This window comes from Desulfonauticus sp., from assembly GCF_055126295.1.
The window spans coordinates 51678-77254 of the sequence record NZ_JBSRHE010000009.1 but is presented as its reverse complement, the minus strand read 5'-3'; the positions used below and the strand labels follow the sequence as shown (position 1 = coordinate 77254).

Sequence of the window (25577 nt, the reverse complement as noted above, 5' to 3'; positions counted from 1 at the left end):
GGGGTTATTACATTACCTATGAGGAATTGAAACCTAATCTGTCTGTCTGCCCCAGTTTTGTCTTGGTATGTTATTACATTACCTATGAGGAATTGAAACTTTATAAAATAACTGGTAGTGTGGCCAGTCAGCTTTTGTTATTACATTACCTATGAGGAATTGAAACTGATTTTTAATGATTTCGATAAGATTTTCTGTTACAGTTATTACATTACCTATGAGGAATTGAAACTTGAAAGAAAGCTTGAGTTCCACCCATTCCCTGGCACGTTATTACATTACCTATGAGGAATTGAAACACATTTAAAGGGACTCTAGAGATAAGGATAGTAGCCGTTATTACATTACCTATGAGGAATTGAAACACAAGAAAAGATTATCTCATTAAAGGATTTAATTAAGTTATTACATTACCTATGAGGAATTGAAACAAGCCTATGTAATTACGATTTGTATTAATGCAAGCTAGTTATTACATTACCTATGAGGAATTGAAACTTTAATCTTTTCTTTATATCTATCCAAGCACACCATGTTATTACATTACCTATGAGGAATTGAAACTTAGAAAAATATTTCTTACCATTTTATAGCCTCAAGCGTTATTACATTACCTATGAGGAATTGAAACATAATTGATATTGATGATTATAATGCTTGGAATAGTGTTATTACATTACCTATGAGGAATTGAAACGCTATTTAATTTTTTACTTAAAATTTTTTTAAAATTTGTTATTACATTACCTATGAGGAATTGAAACGAATAATTCTGAAACTTCCCTTTCCGCCCAGGTGGCAGGTTATTACATTACCTATGAGGAATTGAAACCTGTTAAAATCAGTAATTACCTCAGGAATTTGTGTAGGTTATTACATTACCTATGAGGAATTGAAACTAAAGTAGTAATGCTCTTTATGTTTTTGTGATTGGAGTTATTACATTACCTATGAGGAATTGAAACTGCTGTCTTTGAGCAGGTGATAATCTATCTCATCAACGTTATTACATTACCTATGAGGAATTGAAACGTACCATTCGCAATCCCAGCTTGGAGCGGCAATCCAAGTTATTACATTACCTATGAGGAATTGAAACTCGCTCCATAAGTATTTATATCTGCATTTTGGACAAGTTATTACATTACCTATGAGGAATTGAAACCTGTATCCTGTGCGGAAGACTACATTTGCCGGTATGAGTTATTACATTACCTATGAGGAATTGAAACCCAGACTTTTGCGAATATTAGGCAGGAAATAGAAAAGGTTATTACATTACCTATGAGGAATTGAAACTTTTTCTGCAAACCTCTTGAGCAACAAATTTTTCGCGTTATTACATTACCTATGAGGAATTGAAACGCTATTATAGTTGTAGAATCAGAGTTAGACGCGGTGTTATTACATTACCTATGAGGAATTGAAACTAAACATAAAAGGCCTTAAACTTTGAAGGTTCCCAGTTATTACATTACCTATGAGGAATTGAAACAAGACCGTGCTGTTGTCTCCACGCTGAACAGCCTGGTTATTACATTACCTATGAGGAATTGAAACGAGCTTACTCCCAATAATTCTATTAACTGTTTTATTGTTATTACATTGCCTATGAGGAATTGAAACGCGGTAATTAGCCTTATTAAGTCGTAATAAGTGCGAGTTATTACATTACCTATGAGGAATTGAAACATGAAATTAATTCCTTTGAAACGAAATATCAATTATTTGTTATTACATTACCTATGAGGAATTGAAACCTAAGCAGCTGGGACCTTACTATAAACAGCTATTTCGTTATTACATTACCTATGAGGAATTGAAACCCTTAGCTCTGCTCTCTCCAAAAAGCATAGAGTCGGCGTTATTACATTACCTATGAGGAATTGAAACGGCGTTATCATCTTCGATGTTTTCTTCTTCCATACAGGTTATTACATTACCTATGAGGAATTGAAACGTTTTTAGAGCGGTTCACCCTAGAAGAGATGGTCCAAGTTATTACATTACCTATGAGGAATTGAAACGTTGGAAGGTGTGTTGGTTTTTTTTCTTTTTCTGCGTTATTACATTACCTATGAGGAATTGAAACTAATATTCTTGGTCGCCTTTATAAAGCTGGATATTCTGTTATTACTTACCTATGAGGAATTGAAACACGGAAATATTTGGCAGAGAATTCCAGGACGATATTGGTTATTACATTACCTATGAGGAATTGAAATGTCGCTGGAGAGATTGTTTTTGAATCAACAGTAAGACTTTTATTTTTTAGGGCGAAGTATCTTTTTTTGGGTGATTAGAAAATTCAGATAGTATTTAACCAAAACTTCTTTAGTATTTTGACTTTTTAAAATCATAAGAGATTAGAGAAAATAGGCTTGCTAAAAAGGCTTTAATAATCTTAAAAAGGATTTTGTTGGAGAGGGGTTGACTGCTTTTAATCTTTATTTACCTGCTAACTAAAAAAGAGGAATTGTTATGGCTGAAAATTTTTATCGGCCTTTTCAGTTGTTTTTATTGGTTGTATCTTTGGTATTGGTACTTTGGCTTTTGCGGCCTTTTTGGGCAGTTATTATCCTGGCTATTACCTTTTCTTTAATTTTACATCCCTTATATTTAAAGTTTTTTGACTATTTTAAGGGAAGAAAAAATTTAGCTTCCTTTTTAGTTTTACTTTTATTTTTCCTGGTTATCTTTTTACCAGGCCTTTACTTTTTGTCTGTATTGATAAGCCAGGGAATTCAAGTGGTGGATAAAGTAAGTCATTTTTTAAATCAAAAGGATATTTTGTCTTTTAGCAGTTTTTCTGTCTATCTTCAGCATTTGTTACATAAATATAACCTGGATATAGGAATTTTAAAATCTATTGATTTAAAAGAATATATTGAGACTGCTATTAAGAAAATAAGTCTTTTTGTAGTACAGGAAGGTGGCGGTTTGCTTAGCAATTTGTTTTCTTTTATAACCAATAGTTTTTTGTTCTTTTTTATTCTTTTTTATTTTGTGCGAGACCTGGATGTATTGTGGGAGAAGTTAAAAAGAATTTCTCCTTTGCCTGAGGCCCAGGAGGAGAAAATTAAAGGTTATTTGAGTGTGGTGGCCAAAAAAATCATTTTGGGAAACTTGCTTACTGCCTTTGCTCAAGGAGTGGTAGGAGGAATAGGTTTGGCCCTGGTGGGCATCCCAGGAGTATTTTGGGGAAGTTTATTGGGTTTAACTTCGCTCATTCCTGTAGTGGGTACAGCTCTGGTCTGGTTGCCAGCAGTAGGGTATCTCTTGCTAATAGGTAAAAGTGGAGCAGCTCTTTTTTTGGCCCTGTGGTCTATTATTTTAGTGGGAAGTATTGATAATTTTTTACGCCCCTATCTTATTGGTAGAGGGGATAGTTTATCTCCTTTTTTCCTTTTTTTGGCCTTGTTGGGAGGAGTAAGTAGTTTTGGTTTTTTAGGACTCATTTATGGTCCTTTAATTTTCAGTTTTGCTTTGGTTATGTTTCATCTCTATGAAGAGGAATTTCAGGAGTATTTGCGGTGCAGGTCTTAGCTTTCTCCATTTCTCTCGTCTAGTAAACGTTTGGTTTTGCCAAAGGAACGAGGAAGGGCCAGAGGAGGAACTATTTTTACCTTGGCACTGACCAGAATTTTTTCCTTAATTTTTTGTTCAATACGCGGGGGTAAATTTTCACTTATAGAGGTGTTTTCTTTTTGCTCCACACTTATTTCCATAAAGTCTAACCCCTGTTGGCGATAGAGTTTGATTTGATATTCAGAGCTTAATTCTGGAAATTCTTCCAGTATATTGGCAATCTGGCCAGGATAAATATTTACCCCTCTAAAGATAAACATATCATCAGAACGGCCCAGGATGCGGTCATGACGGGGAAAGTTGAGCCCACAGCTACACTTACCAGGAATAAAGCGAGTCAGGTCTCTTGTGCGATAGCGGATAAGAGGAACCGCTTCTTTACACAAGCTAGTTACTACCATTTCTCCCACTTCACCTGGAGCTACAGGTTTTAAGGTGCTGGGGTCTAAGATTTCTATGATAAACAGGTCTGCCCAATAATGGATACCTTCATGGGCTTTACATTCCAGGCCTGTGCCTGGACCGTACATTTCAGTCATGCCTGGGATATCAAAGGTATCTTCTAAATTTAGGGTTTCTTCAATATATTTGCGCATTTTAGGCGTATGGGGTTCAGCCCCAAAAATGGCTTTTTTGAGATTGATTTTGTCCAGCAGGTTATTTTTCTTTACTTGCTCAGCCATGAGCAAGGCCATAGAGGCAGTGGAGCAAAGACAGGTGGATTGAAAATCAGTGAGTAGTTGTAATTGCATATCTAAATTGCCAGGCCCTATGGGGATGGCCATGGCTCCAAAATATTCGCAGCCCAGTTGAAAGCCAGCACCTGCAGTCCAGAGCCCATAGCCTACAGCAATCTGCACTCTGTCCAAAGGGGTAAGCCCGGCCAGTTCAAAACAACGGGCAAGCATTAGTTTAAAAATATCAATATCCTTTTGGGTATAAGCCAGGACTTTGCGTTTGCCTGTGGTACCAGAAGAGGCATGAATCCTTACCACTTCTTCTTCTGGGACAGATAAAAGAGGTAAGGGATAGCCTTCCCTTAAATCTTCCACTGTGGTAAAGGGAAGGTGCTGTAAGTCTTCCAGGGAAGAGATGGCCTGGGGTTCTATGCCTGCAGCCTTTAGTTTTTGTTTGTATTGTTTGCTTCCACTATAGGCGTGGTTTACTGTCCATTTTAAACCTTGTAACTGGACTTCTCTTAACTCTTCTTCTGAAAGAGTAGGAAAAAAACGGTATTTCATTTCCTTGGCTCCAATTTTTAGTTGTCAAAGGGATGTTTTTTTATGTAATCACTGGCTTGTTTATTTTATCCCAGTCAAGTTGGCAAGTTTAAAAATATGGGAAGGTAAAAATGATGGCATACTGGTTCCATGGGTTTGTATTTTTGTTAGGTCTTTGTTTAGGTAGTTTTTATAATGTCTGTATCTTGAGATATCTCAAAAAAGAGTCTATTTTGTGGCCCCCCTCGCATTGCCCTAGTTGTGGGCATAAGCTAAAGTGGTGGGAAAATATACCTCTTTTGAGCTTTATTTTGCTTAGGGGTAAGTGTTCTCATTGTCAAAAAAAAATTAGTCTGCTTTACCCCCTGGTGGAGTTGATTTCCGGGATTATTGCCCTGGGCTTATGGTGGAAGTATGGCTGGAGCCTGGCCTTTTTTCTTTATTTGATTTTATTTGGCCTACTTATTGTGGCCAGTTTTATTGATTTATTAAGCTTTCTTTTGCCAGATATTTTAACCTTACCAGGTGCGTTCTTGGCCTTGTTGTTTTCCTTCTGGTTGCCTCAGCCAGGAGTAAAATCTGCCTTTTTAGGCGCTGGGGCTGGATTTTTACTTTTTTTAGTTATACAAAAGGGTTATAAATGGGCTAAGGGTATAGATGGACTGGGAGGAGGAGATGTAAAGCTCATGCTAATGTTAGGAGCCCTTACAGGGATTAAGGGGTTGTTGCCTATGATTTTTGTCTCTGCTCTTTTGGCCCTTATGGGAAGTGTTTTTTTCTGGTTAAAGGGCAAGGTGAGCAAAGGAGAAAGTGCTATTCCCTATGGCCCTTTTTTGAGTTTAGCCACAGTGCTTTATGTTTTTACTGGAGATAAGTGGTGGGATATTTATAGATGGCTTATGGGATTATCTTATTAGTTAAACTTTAAGGAGTGAATTAATGGAAAAGGTTAAGGCCAAGATTAAAAAGATTGCCCAGTCTGGTTTTTTTCCAAAAGAGCTTTTAGAATTTATTGAAAAGGTCTTTTTAACCCAGAAGAAATACGAGCAGGAAAAGATAGAATTGTCTTTGCCTTTGGAGCTAGAGAACTACCAAAAAGGCAAGCCCTTACTTTTGCGTCATAGCTGAAAACAGTCAGATACTTTTGCAGGACTTGGCTGAAGATAGTTTTTGGCAAAAAAGCGTACACAAGTTTTTAGAAGGAGATGATAGTTACTTTCGTTTGTATGGTGAAAAATTAAAAGATTCTCCAAGACTGCTTAATTTTTTAGTCCAGAGTAGCCTTACGCCTTTTGCTGTAGTCATTGGGCAAAGTGTGGGACTTGCTTTACCCCAGGAAGAATATGGCTTTGGTCATTGTCCCATTTGTGGGAGCGTGCCTTTTTTGAGTGTACTGGAAAAGGGTGGGAAGCGTTATAATTTTTGCTCCTTTTGTCTCTTTAAGTATCCAGTTGCTCGTCTTACCTGTGCTTTTTGCGGGCAGGAGCAAAAAGAAGAGCATAAATATTTTTCAGTAGAAGAACTGCCTGGGTATAGAGTGGATATTTGTCCTGAGTGTAAAAAATATATTAAGACCATAGATTTTCGGGAAAGAGATGAAGTGGTTTTGCCTGCTTTAGATGACTTGGCTTCTTTACCTCTGGATTTTTTGGCTCAGAAAGAGGGATATTTAAGGCCTAGTTTGAGCTTCTGGGGGTTTTAGTGTTAGCTCAGGTTAAAGGAAGAAAATATACCCAGGGAAAGTGGCTGGACTTTGAAGATATTCTGGCTCAAGAAATAGAATTGGTAATTCATTTAAAGGGCAAGACAAAAAAACTGCTGGCCTCGCCTTTTGATTTGGAAAGTTTGGTTCTGGGGCATGTAAAATTGGAGTTTTTAGATTCTGAAGAGTTTCCTTTTATTGTAAAGAAAGAAGGATTTGATTATTTTATAGAAGTGGAAAAGAAAAAGACATTGGTATCCAAAGAATTTGCTTTTAAGTTAGAGCCAGAATTGTTGTTAAATCTAAGTAAAGAGTTTAGGGAAAAGGAAAGCAAATGGAATCTGACAGGATGTTTTCACCGCATGGCCTTTTGGAGTCCTGAGAAACAGGGCTTTATATTAGAAGTAGAGGACATTGGAAGGCACAATTGCGTGGACAGATTGGTGGGACTGGCTTTAACACAAGGAATTGACCTTGGACAGGGAGTGTTTTTTGGGTCTGCCAGGATTACCTTTTCTTTATTACAAAAACTAGTTAAAGCAGGATTTAAAGTCCTGGTTTCTAAATCTGCAGTGACCACAGCGAGCGTAAAATTAGCCCGGGAAAAGCGCATTACTCTGGTAGGTTTTGCCCGGGAAGAAAGGTTTACGGTCTTTAGTGATGAGTTGCAGAGGATAGTTTATGCCTAGGGAAGTGGTCGGAGCTATTTTAGCAGGCGGAAAAAGTTCCAGACTGGGAAGGGACAAGACCTGGGTTGAATATGAAGGCGAGCCTCTTTTGGTCAGGACCTATAATTTATTGCAACAACTGGGATTACCAGTGTATATTCTGGGTAGAAACCCTGTGGAGTATGGCTTAGAAGATAGGTGGCTGGCAGATGAAATAAAGGATATTGGCCCAATGGGAGGGATTTATACAGGTTTGAAAAATTTGCAAAAGAGCTTGCTGGTGGTTTCCTGTGATTTACCTTTTTTACATTTATCCTGTTTACAAGTTCTTTTACAAAGAAGAAAAAAAATAGATCCAGATAAGGTAATGACCACTTTTTATTATCCAGATACAGGATATATAGAAGCCTTAATTTCTATTTACGAATATGAAGCTTTAGAGTATATCCAAAGGGCAATTAAAGAGAAGATATTCAAGTTGAGTTTGGCCATTCCTCAAAGAGTAAGGGAACATATAGAAGTAAAAGAGGAGTGGAGGGATTATTTTTTTAACTTAAACTATCCAGAAGATTTAAAAAAACTTCAAAAAAATGAAAAGTAGCTGTTGTTTTTTGTTGGGTATTTTGCTCCTGGTTAGCCTAGAGGTAAGGGCCGATACCATCTACTATTTTGTAGATGAAAAGGGAGTGTATCACTTTACAGACCTTCCCACCACCAATCAATATAAGCCCTTTTTGATTTTTAGAACCAGAAACTATGATGTAAAAAAGGTAGATAAGTTGATTGAAGTGTATAGCAAAAACTATGGGGTAGATGCAGATTTGATACGAGCTGTGGTTAAGGTGGAGTCAAATTATGAACCAGAAGCTGTTTCAGCCAAAGGTGCACAGGGATTGATGCAGATTACTCCTATTACTCAAAAGGAGTTAAACTTGGATGTTCCTTTTGACCCGGCTTCTAATTTAGAAGCTGGCATTCGCTATTTACGTTCTCTTCTGGACCAATTTCAAGATGTTCGTCTGGCTCTGGCTGCCTATAATGCTGGTCCTGGAAATGTCAAAAGATATGGGGGTATTCCACCCTTTAAAGAGACCATTAACTATGTGCGGAAAGTCTTAGCTTATTATGAGGAGTTTAAAAAGTAAAAATGTTTAACTGGGCCAATAAAATAACCTTTTTTCGCATCGCCTGTGTTCCCTTGGTGGTAGTGTTGCTTTATTTTCCCAATAGGGTTTCTTGTTTTGTGGCTATGTTAATTTTTATTTTAGCCGCTCTATCAGACCTTTTAGATGGCTTTATTGCCAGGCGTTATAATCTGGTAACCAATATGGGTAAGTTTTTAGACCCTTTAGCTGATAAATTATTGGTTTTGGCAGCTTTAATTATGCTTAGTTATTTACATTGGTTAGAGGCCTGGATTTCCATTCTCATTATAGAAAGGGAAGTTATGGTTACTGGTTTAAGGGCGATAGCTGTGGATAAAGGTATTGTTATTGCTGCGGATAAGTATGGGAAGTTAAAAACCATTGTGCAGATTATAGCTCTTTGTCTTTTGATTTTGCATTATCCCTGGTTTGGGTTTGACCCCAATTGGCTGGGAAAGGTGCTTATTTACATAGCCTTGTTTTTGACCTTGTTTTCTGGGGCTAATTATGTTTATAAGTTTTATAAAAGTGTTTTAAAGTGAGGACAGTATGGCTCAAATAGATGCCTTTTTTAAAATGATGCATGATTTAGGTGCATCTGACTTGCATTTAACTTCTGGATCCCAGCCTATTGTACGTTTACATGGAGAGTTGCAGAGAATTAAGTATAAAGTCTTAGAAACTGCTGAACTTAAGAAACTCCTTTACGAAATAACTCCTGAACATAAGATCAAAAAGTTCGAAGAAAGTGGTGATGTGGATTTTGCCTATGAGGTGCCTGGTTTAGCCAGGTACAGGGCCAACTATTTTATGCACTTAAAAGGTATTGGAGCAGTTTTTAGAGAAATTCCCAGTAAGATTAAAACCATTGATGATTTGGGATTACCTCAAATTTTAAAGCGTCTGGTTATGCTGCCCAAGGGCATTATCCTGGTTACAGGTCCTACAGGAAGTGGTAAGTCTACTACCCTGGCGGCCATGGTGGATTATGCCAATAGAATGCGTAAGGATCACATCTTGACCATTGAAGATCCCATTGAATTTGTGCACAAGCCTGTGAATTGCCTTATAAACCAGCGTGAAGTAGGTAGAGACACTCAGTCCTTTAGTGCAGCTCTAAGGGGAGCGTTGAGAGAAGACCCAGATATTATTCTGGTGGGTGAAATGCGAGACCTGGAAACCATTGCTTTGGCCCTGGAAGCAGCAGAAACAGGTCATCTGGTGTTGGCTACTTTACACACCATTTCTGCTCCCAAAACCATTGACCGTATTATTGAAGTATTTCCAGGAGATACCCAGGCCCAGATCCGTTCCAGCTTGTCTGAAAGTTTGCGGGCAATTATTTCTCAGACCTTGTTTAAGCGTTTGGATAGGCCAGGACGAGTGGCTGCTTTGGAAATTTTGATTGCCACTCCTGCAGTGAGAAACTTGATTAGGGAAAATAAGATTTATCAAATCAATTCTGTAATTGAAACTGGTAAAAAGTATGGCATGATGAGTTTGGATGAGGCAATTCTAGAGCTTTTAAAACAGGGAATTATTTCGCCTCAAGATGCTTTTAATAAGGCTGTGCATAAAAGTAAGTTCAGGGAATATTTAAGTGAAGATGAAGTGGATTTTACTGAGGTTTAAATAAATGCTTAAAGCTTATTTAGATTATCTTTTATTAAAAGTGGTGGAGCAGGAGCCAGATTTATCCGATATCATTCTTACTCCCTTTGTGCCCATAAAGGCTGCTGTCTTTGGAGAAGTCAAAGATGTAAACATTGCCGAGGTGGATAAACTTACTCCCTTTCAAATAGAGGCCATGGCCATGGCCATGATAGGTTCCAGTTATCATCATTACCCAGTGCTGCAAACAACTGGTGCTTGTGACTTTTCCTACGTACTTCCCAATAGGATTCGCTTCAGGGTCAATGTGTTTTATCAAAAGGGCTCTTTGGCAGTGGTTATGCGTAAGCTTGCGCCGGGTATTCCCACCATTGAAGAGCTTAAACTACCTAAGGTATTTTATGACCTGGCTCGAGAGCGTTTTGGACTTATTCTGGTTACTGGTGGCACAGGCACAGGTAAGTCCACTTCTTTAGCAGCTGTAATCAATGAAATTAATAGAAATTATGCCAGGCATATTATTACTCTGGAAGATCCCATAGAGTTTTTTCATCCCCATTTAAAGAGTGTTATTAACCAGCGAGAGCTGGGGCAGGACTTTAAAAGTTTTGCAGAAGGACTGAGGTCTGCTTTGCGTCAGGCTCCTCATATCATTTTAGTGGGTGAAATTAGGGACAAAGAAACTGTAACTACAGCTTTGGAAGCTGCAGAAACAGGACATCTGGTTCTGGGCACTTTACATACCAGTGATGCTGGCCAGACCATTCACCGTATCACAGGACTTTTTAGTTTAGAGGAAGAAAATTTAATCCGGGGAAGACTGGCAGAAAGCCTTAAGTATGTTGTTTCCCAGAGAATAATGCCCAAAGTGGGTGGAGGAAGAATTGTTGCCTTTGAAGTTATGCGTAAGAATTTACGGATAAGAGAGCTTATCTTGCATGGAGAAAGAGAGGATAGAACCTTTTACGACATTATTGCTGAAAGTGAAGCTTGCGGCATGTTTACCTTTGACCAGTGCTTGGCTTCTTATTATGAACAAAATTTAATTACTGAAGAAGTGGCCATGCAGTTTTGTTCGGATAGGTCCAGGTTAAAAATGATGCTGGATAAGATTAAGGCCAAGCGAGGGGAGAAGCTTTCAGATATAGATGGTCTGGAACTGGATCTGGATTATGAAAAAAGAGCAGACTTTTGAGGTGAAGAATGAAAATTAAGTGCTCTGCTTGCAAGCAAGATTTTCAACTGCCTGAAGAAAAGGTTAAAGGACTTACTAAATTTGCGGTTAAATGTCCCAGGTGTGGAGAAAAGATTATTGTCAATAGAAAAGGGGAAGAAAGGCCAGAAGAGGATAGTTTGCTGGAAAGTAAGACTTGCCTGGAGTTTGAACCAGAAAATATCCCTGTGGGCAAAGCGTCAGCCTTGATTTTTATTAAGGACGTGAAACTGATTACAGAATTAGGGGATTTTTTACAGGAAAAGGAATACTTTTTAAGAGAAGTAAAGGACTATCCAGAATGTAGAGGAAGACTTTTAATCAATAATTACGATCTTATTTTTCTAGAAGAGGGAGAAGACGCAGATAAGCTTTTAGCAGAAATCAATACCTGGCCACAACTGAGAAGAAGAAATACTAATATTATTTTAATTGGACAAAGAGGGCGAGATTTTGACCAAAAAATATCCTTTGAAAAGAGTGTTAATTTTTATTTGAATAAAGAGAGTGGAGAGTTTTTTTTAAAACTGGAAAAATGTTTGAACGATTTTGCAATATACCTTTCTTGTTGGAAACAAAATGATGAAACCAGAACTCAAGTATAAATTAAAAAATTGTCTGGAGACAATCTTAGAGTTTGAGAACTCTTTGCATTATATAAATGATGAATATGATATGAAAATGAATAAAGAATTTAAATATATTAGTAATGTATTAGAAAACTTAGATCGCCTTGAGTTTTCTGTAGAGGATTTGAATAAAATAGAAAAGATAACCTCGAGGTTTCTTACTGAGATAAAGGATCTGGTAGATTTTAAGATAAATAAGGGCCAGCAATGAAAAAAAGTCTGCTTTTTTTTGCCCTACTTATTAATCTTGTGCTTATATATCAAATTTTATTTTCGGAGAAAAATTTATTTTTATATACTAACTTAAAAAAAGAATTCAACCAACTTGAGGTTAAAGAAAAAAAGTTAGAGCAAGAAAACATTTTACTTTCTAGAGACATAAAGAGGTTAAGAGAAGATAAAGAATATTTGGAACTGGTGATAAGAAAGGGCTTAAATTATGTGAAACCAGGGGAAGTCCTTTATTTATTAAAGGACTAAAAGGGGTTAGATATGGGAGAAGAAAAGAAAATTTTGGAAGAAGCTTTGCGTCTGGATCCAGGTTCTAGGATTTATTTGACCCTGGCTAAGCTTTACTTACAAGAGGGAAGCTTTGAACAGGCCAGAGATGTTTTGGAAAAGGGATTGCAATATTTTCCAGATTCTCTGGAAACTTTGAGTTTACTTAGCTCTACCTATAAAAATTTAGGGCAGGAAGATAGGGCAAGGGAAGTGGTTGGTCGTATTTGGGAGCATTTAGAGAAGTGTGGATTCTTCTGGGATTTTCTTAAGAGTAAGGATAGCAGTTTAATCAAAGTGGGGAGCAGTTTAATTTTTCTGGGATTACAGAAAAAGGATTTAACTTTAGGTGAGATTCTGGAAAAGGGTCTAGAATTTTTGCTAGAAGAGGGCAAAGCCTGTTATGAAGAAGAAGTAAGTAATTTAGATTTTGATCAAGAGATTTTAACTTCTTCTCTGGGAGAAGTACTTTTGTCCCAGGGCGAATATGATAAAGCCCTGGATGTTTATACTAAATTATTGAACGAAGCTAAGAGTGAAGAAGAAAAGAGTGCTTTTAGAGAGAAGATAGAAAAGATTAAATCCTTACAAGAGCAAGTCTCAACTTCTATAGAAGAAGTCTTTAGCCCTGAAGAAGAGCCTGTTTTATCTGAAGAAACCAGAGAAGTAGAGGAAGAAAAAGAGGTAGAACCACCTTCTACACCCTCCCTGGAAAAGACAGAAGAGGTAGAAGCAGAAGAAGCACCTGAAGAAGAAGGTGGAGAAGAAGATATTGTGAACTTATTGGAAGAATTAGCCACCTCTTTAGAAGAAAGGGGCAGTAAAGCTTAGTCTGGCTTTTCCAGTTTAGCTATTTCTTGCTGGATATTCTCTATTTGTTTTAAAATTTCTTGTTTTTGTTTTTCTAAAGCTTCCAGTTTGTGTTTGGTTTTTGCCCGTAAAATAGCTATTTCATTTTCATAGGCTAAAAGTTGGTTTTGTTTTTTTACATATATATAGCCTACCAACCAGAAGGAAATAGCTCCAAGTAAAATCAGTAGATAGACCAGAGAGTTCACTCTTCCCTTCCTATATGTTTTTTGATAAAAGCAAGTTTTTCTTCATCCAGGATACCCAGGAGTAAGAGGGCATCCAGGATGGAGAGATTGGTTGCTGTTTTGCGCACATATTCTTCTGCTCTTTTAATTTCGGTTTCAGGAACCAGTTTTTTTTGCCGAATATAGGTGACAGGATCAGTGATATTTTTTTCTATTTCTTCTTGTTGTTGAAGTTGTTTTTCGTGGGCTAGTTTTTTTTCTTGAAGGAGTGTTTCTTGTTCTTTTAATTGTTGTTGAAGGTTCAGGATTTCTTGTCTTAAGAGCTTGTAGTTATTTTCTATTTCCTCTTTTTCCTTGTGGAGGAGGGCAAAATTTTTGTTGAATTTACTGTTGATATAAGCGATTAACAGACTATCTACAATGGCTATAAAGAGAAGAAGAATGAGGAAAAGAAATAGTTCCATAAAAAATACATAAACCTTTTTTATATTGAGTGCAACTAGATTTTAAGGAGGAGAGATTGTTAAAAATTAAAAAGAGTAGGTTTTTTCTCATTAGTTTAGGCCTGGTTATTTTGTTAGGATGTTCCTGGGCTAAAAAAGGTTGGAGAACTACAACCAGCTTGTATAAGGAGTATGTACTTCCTACCACTAGGGTAGATATTAACAAGCCTGTAGAAGGTGAAACCAGTGAACTGGAATTTGCTGCTTTTTTGGAACGCTCTGATGCCAGGTTGCAGGAATTTTTACAAGAATTTTCTGTGCAAGACACTTTTCCTACAGAAGCCTGGGCTAAACAGATTTTTTTGCGTTTCAACTGGTTAAATAAAATAGAGGTAAGGGATGAAAAGGGCGAAGTATTTTTTACTTATCCCAAGGAAAATTTAAAACAGGTAAACTTTTCTTATCTGGCAAAAGATTTAAAAAAACTAAAAGGTCTTTCTGCTACTTTACAGGATACTATTTTAGGCCCAGAAATAGCTTTATTTAAACCTATTTATACAGACAAAAAGGTTAAATTGCTTTTATTGGTTCACTTTGACCCCAGAAGTTTGATCCCGCAGGAATTTAAAGAAAGAGTAAATTTATATTTTGATTTTAAACTAGTTTATAGAGGGATAGCTCAAGAGATTCCCGCACCCAAAAAAGTTTTTACTCCTTTTGGAGAGCTTGCTTTAGATGGGAAAAAGGTGTTAGGATTGAGTAGAAAACTGGGACAAACTTGGTTTACCTATGCTTTTTTGTGTAAAGGAGGTGAGTAAATGAGGCAGCTCACAGTAATAGAGCATTTACTTTTGCATCAAAAGGAAAATCCTTTAGCTACAGGTAACTTTACCCATCTTTTAAATGAGTTGATTTTGGCTGCTAAGATTATTGCCAGGGCTGTGAATAAGGCCGGGCTTATGGATGTATTGGGAGAAACTGGCGAAATAAATGTTCAGGGAGAACAGGTCCAAAAGCTAGATGATTTTGCCAATAGGGTTCTTATCCATCGCTTGCAACGCTCTGGTTTACTCTATGCCATGGCTTCAGAGGAGAATGCAGACCTTATAGAAATTCCAGAACAATTTGGACGAGGAAATTATTTTCTGGTTTTTGATCCCCTGGATGGTTCTTCCAATATTGCAGCCAATGTGAGTATTGGCACTATTTTTTCCATTTATCGCCGTAAAAATGGTAGTGACCCTGTGATCTTGAGCGAAGTGTTGCAAAAAGGCTCAGAACAGGTTGCAGCAGGCTATTTCTTGTATGGTTCTTCCACCATGCTGGTATATAGTACAGGGCAGGGAGTACATGGCTTTACCTTTGATCCCAGTGTGGGAGAATTTTTGCTTTCCCATCCAGATATTAAGATTCCAGAAAAGGGTAAGATTTATTCTGTAAACGAAGGTTATTGGTCTTACTGGGATGATAAGACCAAAGAGATAATTTCCTACTTTAAAACCCCTGAGCCTGGCAAACCCACTTATAGTTTGCGTTATATTGGCTCTCTGGTTGCTGATTTTCATCGGACCTTGCTTTATGGTGGTATTTTTATGTATCCCAAAGATTTAAGGGATCCCAAAAAACCTACAGGCAAGTTGCGGCTGCTTTATGAAGCCAATCCCATGGCCTTTTTAGTGGAGCAGGCAGGGGGCATGGCTGTAGATGGAGAAAGGCCTATTCTGGAGATTCAACCTGAGGATTTACACCAAAGAGTTCCCCTGTTTATTGGTTCGAAAACAGAAGTACAAAAGGTTTTGGAAATTTATGGAGCTTAAGTAGTGCTTACTCTTGGAATTGAAACCTCTTGTGATGAGACAGGCCTGGCCCTGGTCAATAAGGGTGAGCTCGTGGCTCATGTTATGGTCTCGCAGGTGGATTGGCATTCTCTTTTTGGTGGAGTGGTGCCAGAGATTGCCTCTAGAGCCCATCTGGAAGTACTACCTTCTTTGCTGGAAACACTTTTGCAAAGAGCAGGTTGTACTTTGCAAGATCTGGAAGGCATTGCTGTTACCAGAGGTCCGGGGCTTTTGGCTAGCCTTTTAATTGGACTGGGGTTTGCCAAGGGATTAAGTTTAGGTTTACATGTGCCTTTGGTGGGCGTGGATCACTTACAGGCCCATTTGTTGGCTGCAGAAATGCAACAGGAAGTAGAGTATCCCTGTTTGGGGTTATTGGTTTCTGGAGGACATACCCATCTTTATTTAATTAAATCCTGGCAGGAGTTTATTTTGCTGGGTAGGACCTTAGATGATGCTCTGGGAGAAGCTTTTGATAAGGTGGCTAAAATGCTTAACCTTCCCTATCCAGGTGGGGTTTTTTTAGATAAGCTGGCCAGAGAAGGGAAAGTAGATAAGGAGTTATTTCCCAGACCCTATATTGATAACACCAATCTAGATTTTAGCTTTAGTGGGATTAAAACTGCAGTTGCCAATTACTTACAAAAAAATAAACACTTAGTTTTCCCTGGTTTAAAAGAAGATTTAAAATTGGATGTAGTTTCGCAAGAGTTAAAAGATATGTGTGCCTCCCTGACCTATTCTTTAGTGGAAGCCCTGAAGATTAAAGTAAGTAGAGCTTTAAAGAGTCATCCTGTAAAGGGGCTTATTCTGGCTGGAGGAGTAGCTGCCAATAGTATTTTGAGAAAAGAATTTGGTCTTTTTTTAGAACAAAAGAATCTTAAATTTTGGGTGCCTAACAAGGAGTTATGCACGGATAACGGTATTATGGTTGCCTATTTGGGAGAAAAACTGCTTCAAGCTGGGTATACGCATGGCCTGGAAGTAGATGCCATTCCCAGAGGAAGGACAGTTCCCAGGGATTATAAAATCAATTAAAAGGATATGAGTTTATTAGAAGAAGTTTTAGACATAGGCATAGCTTTAAGCCGTACTGTTGAATGGGAAAAGCTTTTGGACCTTATTTTAACCAAGGCCAGGTCTTTAACTTCAGCTGATGCAGGGTCCATTTATTTAGTTAAAAATAAAGAGCTTGTTTTTGTCTGCAGTCAAAATGATACCTTGAGTAAAAGGTTGGGCAAGAAGAAAGTTCAGGAACTATTTCAGAGTTTTAGTTTTCCTTTGGACCAAAAGAGTATTGCAGGGTTTGTTGCTTTAAGTAAACAACCTTTAATTTTAGCTGATGTTTATAAAGAAGCCCATAAGTATGACCTTTCTTTATTTTCCAAGTGGGACCGGGTGAATAACTATCACTCTCAATCTGTTTTAACCCTGCCCTTATTAAATCCTCAGGAAGAAGTGGTGGGTGTTTTACAGTTGATTAATGCCAGGGAAGGAGAAAAGGTTGTTCCTTTTAAGTCAGAATTTTTACTGCCTTTAAACTATTTTACCTCCCAGGCTGCTGTGGCTATTGAAAATGCCAGACTGTATGCTGAATTAAAGGAAGCTCATCTGGATTCCCTGTTTAGATTGGGAGTGGCTGCTGAATATAGAGACAAAGAGACTTCTGCCCATATTAGAAGGGTGGGAGAATTGGCCAAACTTTTAGCCAGAGAGCTGGGGTTTGGGCAGGAAGAACTGGAAATGGTTTTTTGGGCAGTGGCCATGCACGATGTGGGAAAGCTGGGCGTACCTGATGCCATTTTACTCAAGCCAGGCCCCTTAACTCCTCAAGAAAGAAAAATAATGGAAAAACACACCATCATTGGCGGGTGTATCTTGCACAAGGCCAAGTCCTCTCTTTTGCGCAATGCCAAGGTAGTGGCTTTGACCCATCATGAGCGTTATGATGGCACAGGCTATCCCAAAGGGCTTAAAGGCGAAGAAATCCCCCTATTAGGACGCATAGCTGGCCTGGTGGATGTCTTTGACGCCCTTTCTTCAGCCAGGGTATACAAACCTCCCTATTCTGAAGAAAAGGTGCGCTTGATTTTGCGTGAGGAAAAGGGCAAACACTTTGATCCCTTTTTAGTAGAAATTTTAGAAGATAAGTGGGTTGAGTGCTGGAAAATAAAAGACTTATATCAAGATGAAAAGTATGTATTTAATTTGCAAGAAACCTTGGTGGATAAGTTGTGGGAAGAGATAAATGAGATAGGTTCTTGACACTAAGAACTAAGACCACTATCTTTTTACTTTAAACTAGAAACTTAGAAGAATAAACAAAAGGAGAGAAATATGGCAAACCAAGTTACTGACAGTAATTTTGAGGCTGAAGTTTTAAATTGTGACCAGCCTGTATTGGTGGATTTTTGGGCTCCCTGGTGTGGGCCTTGTAGAGCTATTTCTCCAATTATTGAAGAATTGGCTCAGGAGTATGCTGGACAGGTGAAGATTGTTAAAATGAATGTGGATGAAAATCCCACCACTCCCAGTAAGTATGGTATTAGAGCCATTCCTACCTTGATTTTGTTTAAGGGTGGTCAGGTTATAGAGCAAATTACTGGTGCAGTATCCAAATCCAGCTTAAAACAAATGTTAGCAGAAAAGGCTTTATAACATGGATAAGTTTGAGGTAGCAGTGATTGGGGGCGGTCCAGCAGGGCTGACGGCCGCCCTTTATCTTTTGAGAGCTAGACGCAAGGTGCTTTTGGTAGAAAAGCTAAGCCCTGGAGGGCAGGTTTTACTAACAGAAAAGATAGAGAATTATCCTGGTTTTCCCGAAGGCATCACAGGCTTTGAACTGGCAGACGCCTTTGCTGCGCAAGTGGAAAAATATGAAGGATTACATAAGCACTTTGGTGAGGTAAAAAAGATAGAAGTGGGAGATAAATACCATACTCTACATTTAGAAGAATCCACAGTGCAGGTAAAGGCTCTGGTAGTGGCCAGTGGGGCCAGATGGAGGAAACTGGGGGTCCCAGGAGAGCAGGAATTGGCTGGCAAGGGTATTTCCTACTGTGCCATTTGTGATGGTAATTTTTTTCGCGATCAAGTGGTAGCCTGTATTGGAGGTGGAGATACTGCTTTAGAAGAATCTTTGTATCTTTCTAAGATAGTAAAAAAGATTTATCTCATTCACAGGCGAGATAAATTTAGAGGCACTAAAATCTATCAGGAAAAGGTGCTGGCTAATCCAAAGATAGAAGTAATCTGGGATAGCGTGGTGGAAGAGTTCAAAGGACAGGAGAGTCTGGAAAAGGTTGTTTTAAAGAATGTAAAAAATGGAAACACCAGTGAGCTGGAAGTGAGTGGAGCCTTTATTTTTATTGGAGTGGAGCCCAATAGCGAGTTTTTACCTCCAGAAGTTAAAAAAGATGAGAGAGGCTTTGTGCTTACAGATAGTGAGATGCAGACCAATATAAAAGGCATATATGCTGCAGGTGATATTAGAGCGAAAAATTGTCGGCAGGTGTCCACTGCTGTAGGAGATGGAGCTTGTGCTGGATTTAATGTGGCCAATTATCTGGAGCAGTTAGATGACTAGGGTAAAGCTATTAATCGTAACTCTCCTCTTTTTTTTAATAAGTGGTTGTGGAGTAGTGGATTACTTTTTTTTAACTCCTCCAGAGGATACTGCCCAGGAATTGGCACAAGCTGGATATGATGCCTTGCAAGAAAAGGATTATGACCGGGCCATTGAGTATTTTACCAAATTAAAAGATAGATATCCTTTCTCTCCCTATACGCCTGAGGCAGAAGTGAGTTTGGGAGATGCCTATTTCCTGGTGGGGGAATATAAAGCAGCCAGTGAGGTTTATAAGGAATTTGAAGCCCTTCACCCCAGACATGAGGCAGTTCCTTATGTGCTTTTAAAAATTGGCCTGTCCAATCTCAAGCAATTTGAATCTGCGGATAAACCCTATACGAATATTGCTGAAGCTTACTCCTTTTTTCAGCGGCTTATAGAGACCTATCCAGAAAACAAATATGCTCAAGAAGCCAAGAAGTATTTGCGCAAATGTAGGTTTTTAATGGCTGAGCATGAGTTATATGTAGCGGATTTTTACTGGCGTACAGAGCAGTTTAAAGCGGCCTGGCTTAGATATAAATATGTGGAAAAGGAATATGCTGATTTGCCAGAAGTTGTGGCTTATGCAAGTCAACGAAGGGACTTGGCCTATTTGCGCTGGCAAGAAGCAAAGGCTAAGGAGGCCAAAGAAAAGGAAGAAGGGTCCTGGAAAAGGTTTTTTGACTGGTTGTAAAAAAAATAGGTAAACAAAAAGCGGCTTTTAGCCGCTTTTTTTGTATCTTTGGGGCGAGGCTAGGAAATGGACTGGAATGCTTTTTTTGATACTTATGCAGTTGAAGAAAAATATCTATCTCAGGCTTATGAAAGGGTTGGAGATAAAAAAAGGGCTTTTTTTAAAAAACAAATCTATGAACTTACCGAGTACTATCAATATTTAAAAGAGCTTAAGCTAAGCGTTTGTAAAAAAAACTACTCCCTTTTTGAACTGGAAGAAGGTTTTTCTCCCAAAAAAGAAGTGATTTTTTTGGTGGAGGAAGGTTTTTTTGCTGTTAATCAAATCTTGGCCTTATTTATTCCTTTGCTTTTAGCTGGAGTGGAAAAAATAGGAGTGGTTTTGTTGGGTTCCAAAACCAAAATAAAAGCAGAGATATTTGTGGGGCTGGAGTTGGCTGGGGGATATTATCTGGCCTGGGGCAAAAAAAAGAGAGTGATTGAGTTTTTAAATTGTCAACAAAGACCAGTTTTTTATTTTGGATTTAATCCCAGGTGGCTGAAATCTGTGTTTTGGCAAACTCCTCTTACCAGGGGTGTTATTTGGGAGGAACAGGAAAAAATAAATTTAGAGAATTTGCTCTGGGCTAATCCTCATACCACCTTTTATGCTTCCTGGGGTAAAGAAGATGCACCTGTAAAGCCTTTAGAAGAAAGAGAAAGGGACTTTTTTCTGGAAATAGGATCTCAAAAAACATCCTTTGCCAAGCTTACTCTTGCTCCTGGAGAAGAAACTAGCTGGATTTGGCCGGATTTTAATTGGACCTGGGCGTTTGAAAAGTATGTCTTTATAAGCAGGAGGTCTTAGATGGGAGTAGCTAAAGGCGCAGATAAATATCTGGAGCAGATTAGAAATATTGGTATTATAGCTCATATTGATGCGGGAAAAACTACTTTAAGTGAACGAATCCTTTTTTATTCTCAAAAAATTCATCGCATGGGAGAAGTGCACGAAGGCACTGCTACGATGGACTATCTTCCTCAGGAACAGGAAAGAGGTATTACAATTGTTTCTGCTTGTACTACCTTTAATTGGAGAGAGAAACAGGTAAACCTGATTGATACTCCAGGGCATGTGGATTTTACTATTGAAGTAGAAAGGGCTTTAAGGGTCTTGGATGGAGCGATTGCTGTTTTTTGTGCAGTGGGAGGGGTAGAGCCTCAAAGTGAAACTGTTTGGCACCAGTCAGAAAAATACAAGATTCCTAAAATAGCCTTTATCAATAAAATGGATAGGTTAGGGGCAGATTTTAAAAATGTGCTTTGGGAGATTAGAAAAAAATTAAAGGCCAATCCAGTTGTTTTGCAAGCGCCCTGGGGAGAAGGAGATGATTTTAAGGGAGTTTTTGATATTTTAAGAGAAAAAAAGATTGTTTTCAGTGCAGAAGACCAGGGAAGGAGCTATGAATATTTAGATCTGACACCAGAAGAACAGGCAGAAGTAGATAACTATAAGACTGAGCTAATAGAAAGGATAGCTGATTTAGACGATGAGGTAATGGAAAAGTATCTGGAAGGACAGGAATTGCAACCAGAACTTATCAAACAAAAACTAAGAGAGCTGGTTTTACAGGGGAAAATAGTTCCGGTATATGCGGGTTCTGCTTTAAAGAATATAGGCGTCCAACCTTTATTGGATGGGGTAATTGATTATTTTCCTTCTCCTTTGGATGTGCCTCAAATAGAAGGTATAGAGCCCCAAACTAAGAAAAAAGTTTCCTTTCCCATTTCTTCTAAAGCCCCACTGTCTGCTTTGGTCTTTAAAGTATCCATGGAGACCGGAAGAAAGTTGGTTTTAGCCAGGATTTATTCCGGGAAGATTAAAGCAGGAGAGATAGTTTTTAATGTTACCCAGGAAAAAGAAGAACGGGTAGCCAGGATTTTTCGCTTGCACGCCAATCATAAGGAAAAGGTGGAGGAAGCACGGGCTGGAGAAATTGTTGCTTTAGCAGGACTGAAGCTTTCTAAAACAGGAGATACCCTCGCCAATAGGGAGACACCTCTTATTTTGGAAAAAATTAGCGAATATAAGCCGGTTATTGCAGTGGCCTTGGAGCCTAAGAATAATGCAGAAGAAGAAAAGTTATTGGAAGCTCTGGATAAAATTTTACAGGAAGACCCTACCTTACTTTTGGAAAGAGATGAAGATACCCAGCAAATTATTCTTTCTGGCATGGGAGAGCTCCATTTAGAAGTGGTAATGGATAGACTTAAAAGAGAGTATAAGGTGGAATTTAGATCTGGCAATCCTCAGGTGGTTTACCAAGAAACCATTAAAAATAAAGCCAGAGGAGAAGGAGAATTTGCTAAAGAACTGGGAGATGATTTCCATTACGGTGGAGTAGTTTTGGAAGTAGAACCAAAGCCCAGAGGTAGTGGCAAAGAAATTCGCCTGGAAGTGGATACTCAAGCCTGGTCTCAAAATATAGTGGAAAGTGTGTACCAGGGTTTAGAAGATGGTCTGCAATCGGGCATTTTAAAGGGCTATCCTGTTCAGGATATTTTGGTGCGAGTGATTGAACTTAAACAAAAAGAAGGAGCTACTGATATAGGTTATAGAATGGCTGCAGTAAAAGCCTTAAAGGAAGCTTTGAAAAATGCTAATCCTCAGCTTTTAGAGCCTATTATGTCTCTGGAAGTATATACGCCAGAGGATTTTGTAGGAGAATGTGTGGGACTTATTGGCAGTAAAGGCGGAAAAGTGGAAAATATTTTGGAAAGAGGAGGACAAAAGATAGTACAGGCCTTGGCTCCTTTAAAGAAAATGTTTGGTTTTTCTACAGATTTGCGTTCTGCTACCCAAGGACGGGCTAATATGCTTATGAAATTTCATTCTTTTGATGTGCTGGAGTTTTAATTTTTAATAAATTATTTAAAAAATTAGTTGTCATTTTTTTTTTTATAATTTATTGAAGCTCTTAATAAAAGGAGGAAATGTTATGGCCAGTATAAAAAAGATTTTATGTGCAGTGGATTTTTCAGATATGAGTAAAAAGGTAGCAGATTATGCAGCTACCTTAGCCAGGGCCCTGGAAGGAGAAGTTGTTGTTTTGTATGTAGCTCCTTCTCTTTCCCAATATGTAGGGTTTCATGTTCCTCCTGCCTCTATTGAAACTTTTGTGGGAGAAATAGTTTCAGGTGCGGAAAAAACCATGGAAGTTTTTATTCAGGAAAACTTTGAATCTGTTTCCGCTCAAGGCATAGTAAAAACTGGTTATGCAGCAGAAGAGATTTTAGAAGTAGCTGAAAAAGAAGAGGTAGATTTGATAGTAATGGGTACACATGGGCGTAAGGGGATAGATAGGATTTTATTTGGCTCTGTGGCTGAAAAGGTGGTAAAAGGAGCAAAAATGCCAGTTCTTACTGTTCGTCCTTAAGCAAAGGAGCTTTTTAGAGGTGTTTATTAGTAGTAAGAAAAATACTTCTTTTGGTCTGGACCTGGGAGCTAGATGGGTTAAGCTGGTTGGCTTAAAAAAGAAAGGGAAAAAGGTTGTTTTAGATAGAGTGGGTAGAGGTCTCTTTTCTGAAGAGCAAAGAGGTTCAGATGAATTTGTCAAGCATTTGGAAGCCTTTTTTAAGAGCTTGGGTATAAAAAAGAAAGAGGTGGTAAATACTTCTTTTAGTGGACAGTCTGTAATTGTTAAAAGGGTAGTCTTTAAGGCCAAAGATGAGGATGATCTGGAAAAGGTGGTGTTTAAAGAAGCCAAACAGTATATTCCCTTTGATATTAACGATGTGGTGCTGGACTATCAAATAATGAAAAGCAAAAAGCAGGAAAAGGGCTTTGAAGTTTATTTGGTAGCCTGTAAAAAACAGCTGGTAGAAAACTTAAATGAGTTATTTAAAAGGGCGCAAATAAAAATAGATGTAATTGACTTAGATGCCTTTGCTCTGGCTAATGTTTTTGAATTTAATTATCCAGAAGAGATGGATAAAAGTTCTTTCCTCTTTGATATTGGAGAAAAACAAAGCATTTTTGCTGTTTTTTCTGAAGGAGAGCTAAGTATTTTTAGAGAGATGCCTTTTGGTGGAGCTAACCTTACTTTGCGTATTGCAGAAGGGCTTAACCTGAGTTTAGAGGAAGCTGAGCGGATAAAACTGGAGGGAGCCACTAATCTAGAGGCTGCGCAAAAGACTTTGGTCTCTAAGGTGATTCAAGAAGAAATAGAAAATTGGGTAGGAGAGGTTCGTAAGGTTATTAATTTCTATGCCACTACTTATCCTAAGGCCCAGGAAATAAAAAAGGTATTTTTGTCTGGAGGTAGTGCTCATATTTTAAGTTTGGAGGAAAGTTTAAGTAGGGAATTTTCGCTAAATGTCGATTATCTAGATCCCTGGAGAAAAATTGAAAAAAGTGCGAAGAGTTTTGACCTTAAATACTTAGATGAGATAAAAAGACAGATGGTAGTGGCAACAGGTTTAGCCTTAAGAGGGGTGTTTTAAGTGTTAAGAATAAATTTAAATGTCTTAGAAAAAAAGAAAAAATTACCTATAAAGGGTGATTTTTGGGTTTTTATTTTTCTTTTGGTTGTTTTCTTAGGAGGTTGTTTTGCCGTTAATTGGTGGATGGGAATAAAAGTAGATTACTTAAAGACAGTTGAAGCTCAGAAAATAAAAGAAAAGAAATCTCTACAAAGCCTTATTGCTAAGGTAAATAGACTGAAAAAAGATGTAGAAGATATTCAGAAAAAAATAGAAGTAATTAAAAAGATAAGAAAAAAACAGATTTTACCAGTTTTATTTATAGATGCTTTGGTATCTTCTTTGCCAGGAGATAAAATTTGGTATAAAAGTTTGAGTCTGGCTTCTTCTGGGAGTATTACCATCACAGGAGTGGCTTTGGACAATCAGGTTTTATCCTTTTATATTGAACAATTGAAAAAATCTCCTTATGTTAAGGGAGTAGATATTGTGGTTACTAGCAGGACTAAAATTGGCAACTATGAATTGGTAGAGTTTACCTGTAACCTTAGAGCAGGAGAAGCTTAAAAGTATTATGGCTAATAATTTAGAAGAACAGGTCAAGGTGTTTTTTAAGCTTCCTTTGTGGAAGCGCTGGCTGGTTTATGGGAGTGTTTTATTTTTGGTGATAGCTGGGTGGGCTTATTTTTTCCTTTTACCTACCTTAGATGCTAAAGAGAGAATGGAAGCCAAGCTGGTTCAACTGGATAGGGATATTACCAGATTTCGAGTAATAGCTGCTAATCTAAATAAGGTAAAAAAAGATTTGGGTTTTTATAAAAAACAATTTTTTATAGCCAAAAATCTGTTGCCAGAAGATGCCAAGGCTTTGGAAAAGCTTTTGGCTTCTTTTGAAAAAAAAGGGCTAGAAAAAGGTATAGAATTCGCATATTTTAAACCGTTGAGTGAAACTAAATATGATTTTTATGCTGCCAGGTTGGTAAACATCAGGCTTTTGGGTAGCTTTCACAATGTTGTTAGTTATTTAGATGAACTTAGTCGTTTGAATAGACTGGTTAGCTTGCGTTCAGTAAAATTTTTGCCTCAAGGACCCCAGGGGCAGGTCAGTAATCTGACTGTGGATTGTACTTTAGAGGTTTACAGAGCCTTGACAGAGGCTGAAATAAAGGCTCAGGCAGAAGAAGCCAAGAAGAAAAAAGGTAAGAGAAGAAGGAAATAACA

General features: G+C 38.0%; 30 protein-coding genes and 1 CRISPR repeat array. Of the genes, 27 read left to right on the top strand and 3 right to left on the bottom strand.

Going from position 1 to position 25577, the window contains the following annotated elements; genetic code table 11:
- Positions 1-3 precede the first annotated feature (3 nt).
- Positions 4-2092: a CRISPR direct-repeat array (repeat unit 30 nt; unit sequence GTTATTACATTACCTATGAGGAATTGAAAC).
- 389 nt (positions 2093-2481) lie between these two features.
- Positions 2482-3546 (top strand): AI-2E family transporter, encoded by a 1065-nt coding sequence (locus ACTCIM_RS07280; RefSeq protein WP_472314751.1) that lies wholly within the window; start codon positions 2482-2484, stop codon positions 3544-3546.
- Here ACTCIM_RS07280 and ACTCIM_RS07275 read toward each other — a convergent pair.
- Complete coding sequence (locus ACTCIM_RS07275; RefSeq protein ID WP_464279039.1) at positions 3543-4829, bottom strand: phenylacetate--CoA ligase family protein; 1287 nt, start codon at positions 4827-4829, stop codon at positions 3543-3545. The two genes, ACTCIM_RS07280 and ACTCIM_RS07275, sit on opposite strands and share 4 nt — an antisense overlap.
- A gap of 110 nt (positions 4830-4939) precedes the next feature.
- Here ACTCIM_RS07275 and ACTCIM_RS07270 point away from each other — a divergent pair, with 110 nt between their 5' ends.
- Genes ACTCIM_RS07270 through ACTCIM_RS07210 form a run of 13 tightly spaced genes read left to right on the top strand, consistent with a single transcriptional unit; the run spans position 4940 to position 13105 of the window.
- Positions 4940-5725: a prepilin peptidase gene (locus tag ACTCIM_RS07270; RefSeq protein ID WP_472314749.1), complete on the top strand. Its 786-nt coding sequence runs from the start codon at positions 4940-4942 to the stop codon at positions 5723-5725.
- Between the two features lie 22 nt (positions 5726-5747).
- Positions 5748-5936 carry a hypothetical protein gene (locus tag ACTCIM_RS07265; protein WP_472314747.1) on the top strand — a complete coding sequence of 63 codons (189 nt, stop codon included), beginning with the start codon at positions 5748-5750 and terminating at the stop codon, positions 5934-5936.
- 16 nt (positions 5937-5952) lie between these two features.
- A complete protein-coding gene (locus tag ACTCIM_RS07260; RefSeq protein ID WP_472314745.1) occupies positions 5953-6510 on the top strand; it encodes a formate dehydrogenase accessory protein FdhE in 558 nt (185 codons plus the stop codon).
- Positions 6510-7199, top strand: a complete 690-nt coding sequence (locus tag ACTCIM_RS07255; RefSeq protein WP_464279041.1) for a formate dehydrogenase accessory sulfurtransferase FdhD — start codon at positions 6510-6512, stop codon at positions 7197-7199. Before ACTCIM_RS07260 ends, ACTCIM_RS07255 begins: the two co-directional genes overlap by 1 nt.
- Complete coding sequence (mobA, locus tag ACTCIM_RS07250) at positions 7192-7779, top strand: molybdenum cofactor guanylyltransferase (protein ID WP_464279042.1); 588 nt, start codon at positions 7192-7194, stop codon at positions 7777-7779. The genes ACTCIM_RS07255 and mobA overlap by 8 nt, the downstream gene beginning before the upstream one ends.
- A complete protein-coding gene (locus tag ACTCIM_RS07245; protein WP_029965441.1) occupies positions 7769-8323 on the top strand; it encodes a transglycosylase SLT domain-containing protein in 555 nt (184 codons plus the stop codon). The genes mobA and ACTCIM_RS07245 overlap by 11 nt, the downstream gene beginning before the upstream one ends.
- A gap of 2 nt (positions 8324-8325) precedes the next feature.
- Positions 8326-8865 (top strand): CDP-diacylglycerol--glycerol-3-phosphate 3-phosphatidyltransferase, encoded by a 540-nt coding sequence (pgsA, locus tag ACTCIM_RS07240; RefSeq protein WP_464279043.1) that lies wholly within the window; start codon positions 8326-8328, stop codon positions 8863-8865.
- 7 nt (positions 8866-8872) lie between these two features.
- On the top strand, positions 8873-9955 hold the full coding sequence (locus ACTCIM_RS07235; RefSeq protein WP_464279044.1) for a type IV pilus twitching motility protein PilT: 1083 nt from the start codon (positions 8873-8875) through the stop codon (positions 9953-9955).
- Between the two features lie 4 nt (positions 9956-9959).
- Positions 9960-11129, top strand: coding sequence for a type IV pilus twitching motility protein PilT (locus tag ACTCIM_RS07230; protein ID WP_472314742.1), 1170 nt, complete (start codon positions 9960-9962; stop codon positions 11127-11129).
- 8 nt (positions 11130-11137) lie between these two features.
- On the top strand, positions 11138-11752 hold the full coding sequence (locus ACTCIM_RS07225; RefSeq protein WP_472314739.1) for a zinc-ribbon domain-containing protein: 615 nt from the start codon (positions 11138-11140) through the stop codon (positions 11750-11752).
- The gene (locus tag ACTCIM_RS07220) at positions 11730-11987 is read left to right on the top strand and encodes a hypothetical protein (RefSeq protein WP_029965447.1); all 258 of its coding nucleotides are present in this window, start codon (positions 11730-11732) and stop codon (positions 11985-11987) included. The genes ACTCIM_RS07225 and ACTCIM_RS07220 overlap by 23 nt, the downstream gene beginning before the upstream one ends.
- Positions 11984-12256: an FtsB family cell division protein gene (locus tag ACTCIM_RS07215; RefSeq protein WP_464279048.1), complete on the top strand. Its 273-nt coding sequence runs from the start codon at positions 11984-11986 to the stop codon at positions 12254-12256. The genes ACTCIM_RS07220 and ACTCIM_RS07215 overlap by 4 nt, the downstream gene beginning before the upstream one ends.
- 12 nt (positions 12257-12268) lie before the next feature.
- The gene (locus ACTCIM_RS07210) at positions 12269-13105 is read left to right on the top strand and encodes a tetratricopeptide repeat protein (protein ID WP_472314736.1); all 837 of its coding nucleotides are present in this window, start codon (positions 12269-12271) and stop codon (positions 13103-13105) included.
- On the opposite strand, the gene ACTCIM_RS07205 is transcribed toward ACTCIM_RS07210, so the two are convergent.
- Both ACTCIM_RS07205 and ACTCIM_RS07200 read right to left on the bottom strand, forming a co-directional pair.
- On the bottom strand, positions 13102-13332 hold the full coding sequence (locus ACTCIM_RS07205) for a hypothetical protein (protein WP_029965450.1): 231 nt from the start codon (positions 13330-13332) through the stop codon (positions 13102-13104). The genes ACTCIM_RS07210 and ACTCIM_RS07205 overlap by 4 nt on opposite strands.
- Positions 13329-13775 carry a hypothetical protein gene (locus ACTCIM_RS07200; protein WP_029965452.1) on the bottom strand — a complete coding sequence of 149 codons (447 nt, stop codon included), beginning with the start codon at positions 13773-13775 and terminating at the stop codon, positions 13329-13331. The genes ACTCIM_RS07205 and ACTCIM_RS07200 overlap by 4 nt, the downstream gene beginning before the upstream one ends.
- Before the next feature lie 56 nt (positions 13776-13831).
- On the opposite strand from ACTCIM_RS07200, the gene ACTCIM_RS07195 reads away from it, so the two are divergent.
- From ACTCIM_RS07195 to ACTCIM_RS07135, 13 genes are all read left to right on the top strand, one after another.
- Entirely contained in the window at positions 13832-14572 is a 741-nt protein-coding gene (locus tag ACTCIM_RS07195; protein WP_464279050.1) for a hypothetical protein, read from the top strand.
- Positions 14573-15571, top strand: coding sequence for a class 1 fructose-bisphosphatase (gene fbp, locus ACTCIM_RS07190; protein ID WP_029965455.1), 999 nt, complete (start codon positions 14573-14575; stop codon positions 15569-15571).
- Positions 15572-15574: 3 nt separating this feature from the next.
- Positions 15575-16630 (top strand): tRNA (adenosine(37)-N6)-threonylcarbamoyltransferase complex transferase subunit TsaD, encoded by a 1056-nt coding sequence (gene tsaD / locus ACTCIM_RS07185; protein WP_464279051.1) that lies wholly within the window; start codon positions 15575-15577, stop codon positions 16628-16630.
- Positions 16631-16636: 6 nt separating this feature from the next.
- On the top strand, positions 16637-17857 hold the full coding sequence (locus ACTCIM_RS07180; protein WP_472314735.1) for an HD domain-containing phosphohydrolase: 1221 nt from the start codon (positions 16637-16639) through the stop codon (positions 17855-17857).
- Positions 17858-17929: 72 nt separating this feature from the next.
- On the top strand, positions 17930-18250 hold the full coding sequence (gene trxA / locus ACTCIM_RS07175; RefSeq protein WP_029967252.1) for a thioredoxin: 321 nt from the start codon (positions 17930-17932) through the stop codon (positions 18248-18250).
- A gap of 1 nt (position 18251) precedes the next feature.
- Complete coding sequence (gene trxB / locus ACTCIM_RS07170; protein ID WP_464279054.1) at positions 18252-19178, top strand: thioredoxin-disulfide reductase; 927 nt, start codon at positions 18252-18254, stop codon at positions 19176-19178.
- A complete protein-coding gene (locus ACTCIM_RS07165) occupies positions 19171-19896 on the top strand; it encodes an outer membrane protein assembly factor BamD (RefSeq protein ID WP_029967255.1) in 726 nt (241 codons plus the stop codon). Before trxB ends, ACTCIM_RS07165 begins: the two co-directional genes overlap by 8 nt.
- 66 nt (positions 19897-19962) lie before the next feature.
- Positions 19963-20742 carry a hypothetical protein gene (locus ACTCIM_RS07160; RefSeq protein WP_472314733.1) on the top strand — a complete coding sequence of 260 codons (780 nt, stop codon included), beginning with the start codon at positions 19963-19965 and terminating at the stop codon, positions 20740-20742.
- Positions 20743-22791, top strand: coding sequence for an elongation factor G (fusA, locus tag ACTCIM_RS07155; protein ID WP_472314731.1), 2049 nt, complete (start codon positions 20743-20745; stop codon positions 22789-22791).
- 82 nt (positions 22792-22873) lie between these two features.
- Positions 22874-23311, top strand: a complete 438-nt coding sequence (locus tag ACTCIM_RS07150; protein WP_029967269.1) for a universal stress protein — start codon at positions 22874-22876, stop codon at positions 23309-23311.
- A 19-nt stretch (positions 23312-23330) separates the two neighbouring features.
- Complete coding sequence (gene pilM, locus ACTCIM_RS07145; protein WP_472314730.1) at positions 23331-24377, top strand: type IV pilus assembly protein PilM; 1047 nt, start codon at positions 23331-23333, stop codon at positions 24375-24377.
- Entirely contained in the window at positions 24378-24923 is a 546-nt protein-coding gene (locus tag ACTCIM_RS07140; RefSeq protein ID WP_472314727.1) for a PilN domain-containing protein, read from the top strand.
- 7 nt (positions 24924-24930) lie between these two features.
- Positions 24931-25575: a type IV pilus inner membrane component PilO gene (locus ACTCIM_RS07135; protein WP_472314725.1), complete on the top strand. Its 645-nt coding sequence runs from the start codon at positions 24931-24933 to the stop codon at positions 25573-25575.
- Positions 25576-25577: the final 2 nt, after the last annotated feature.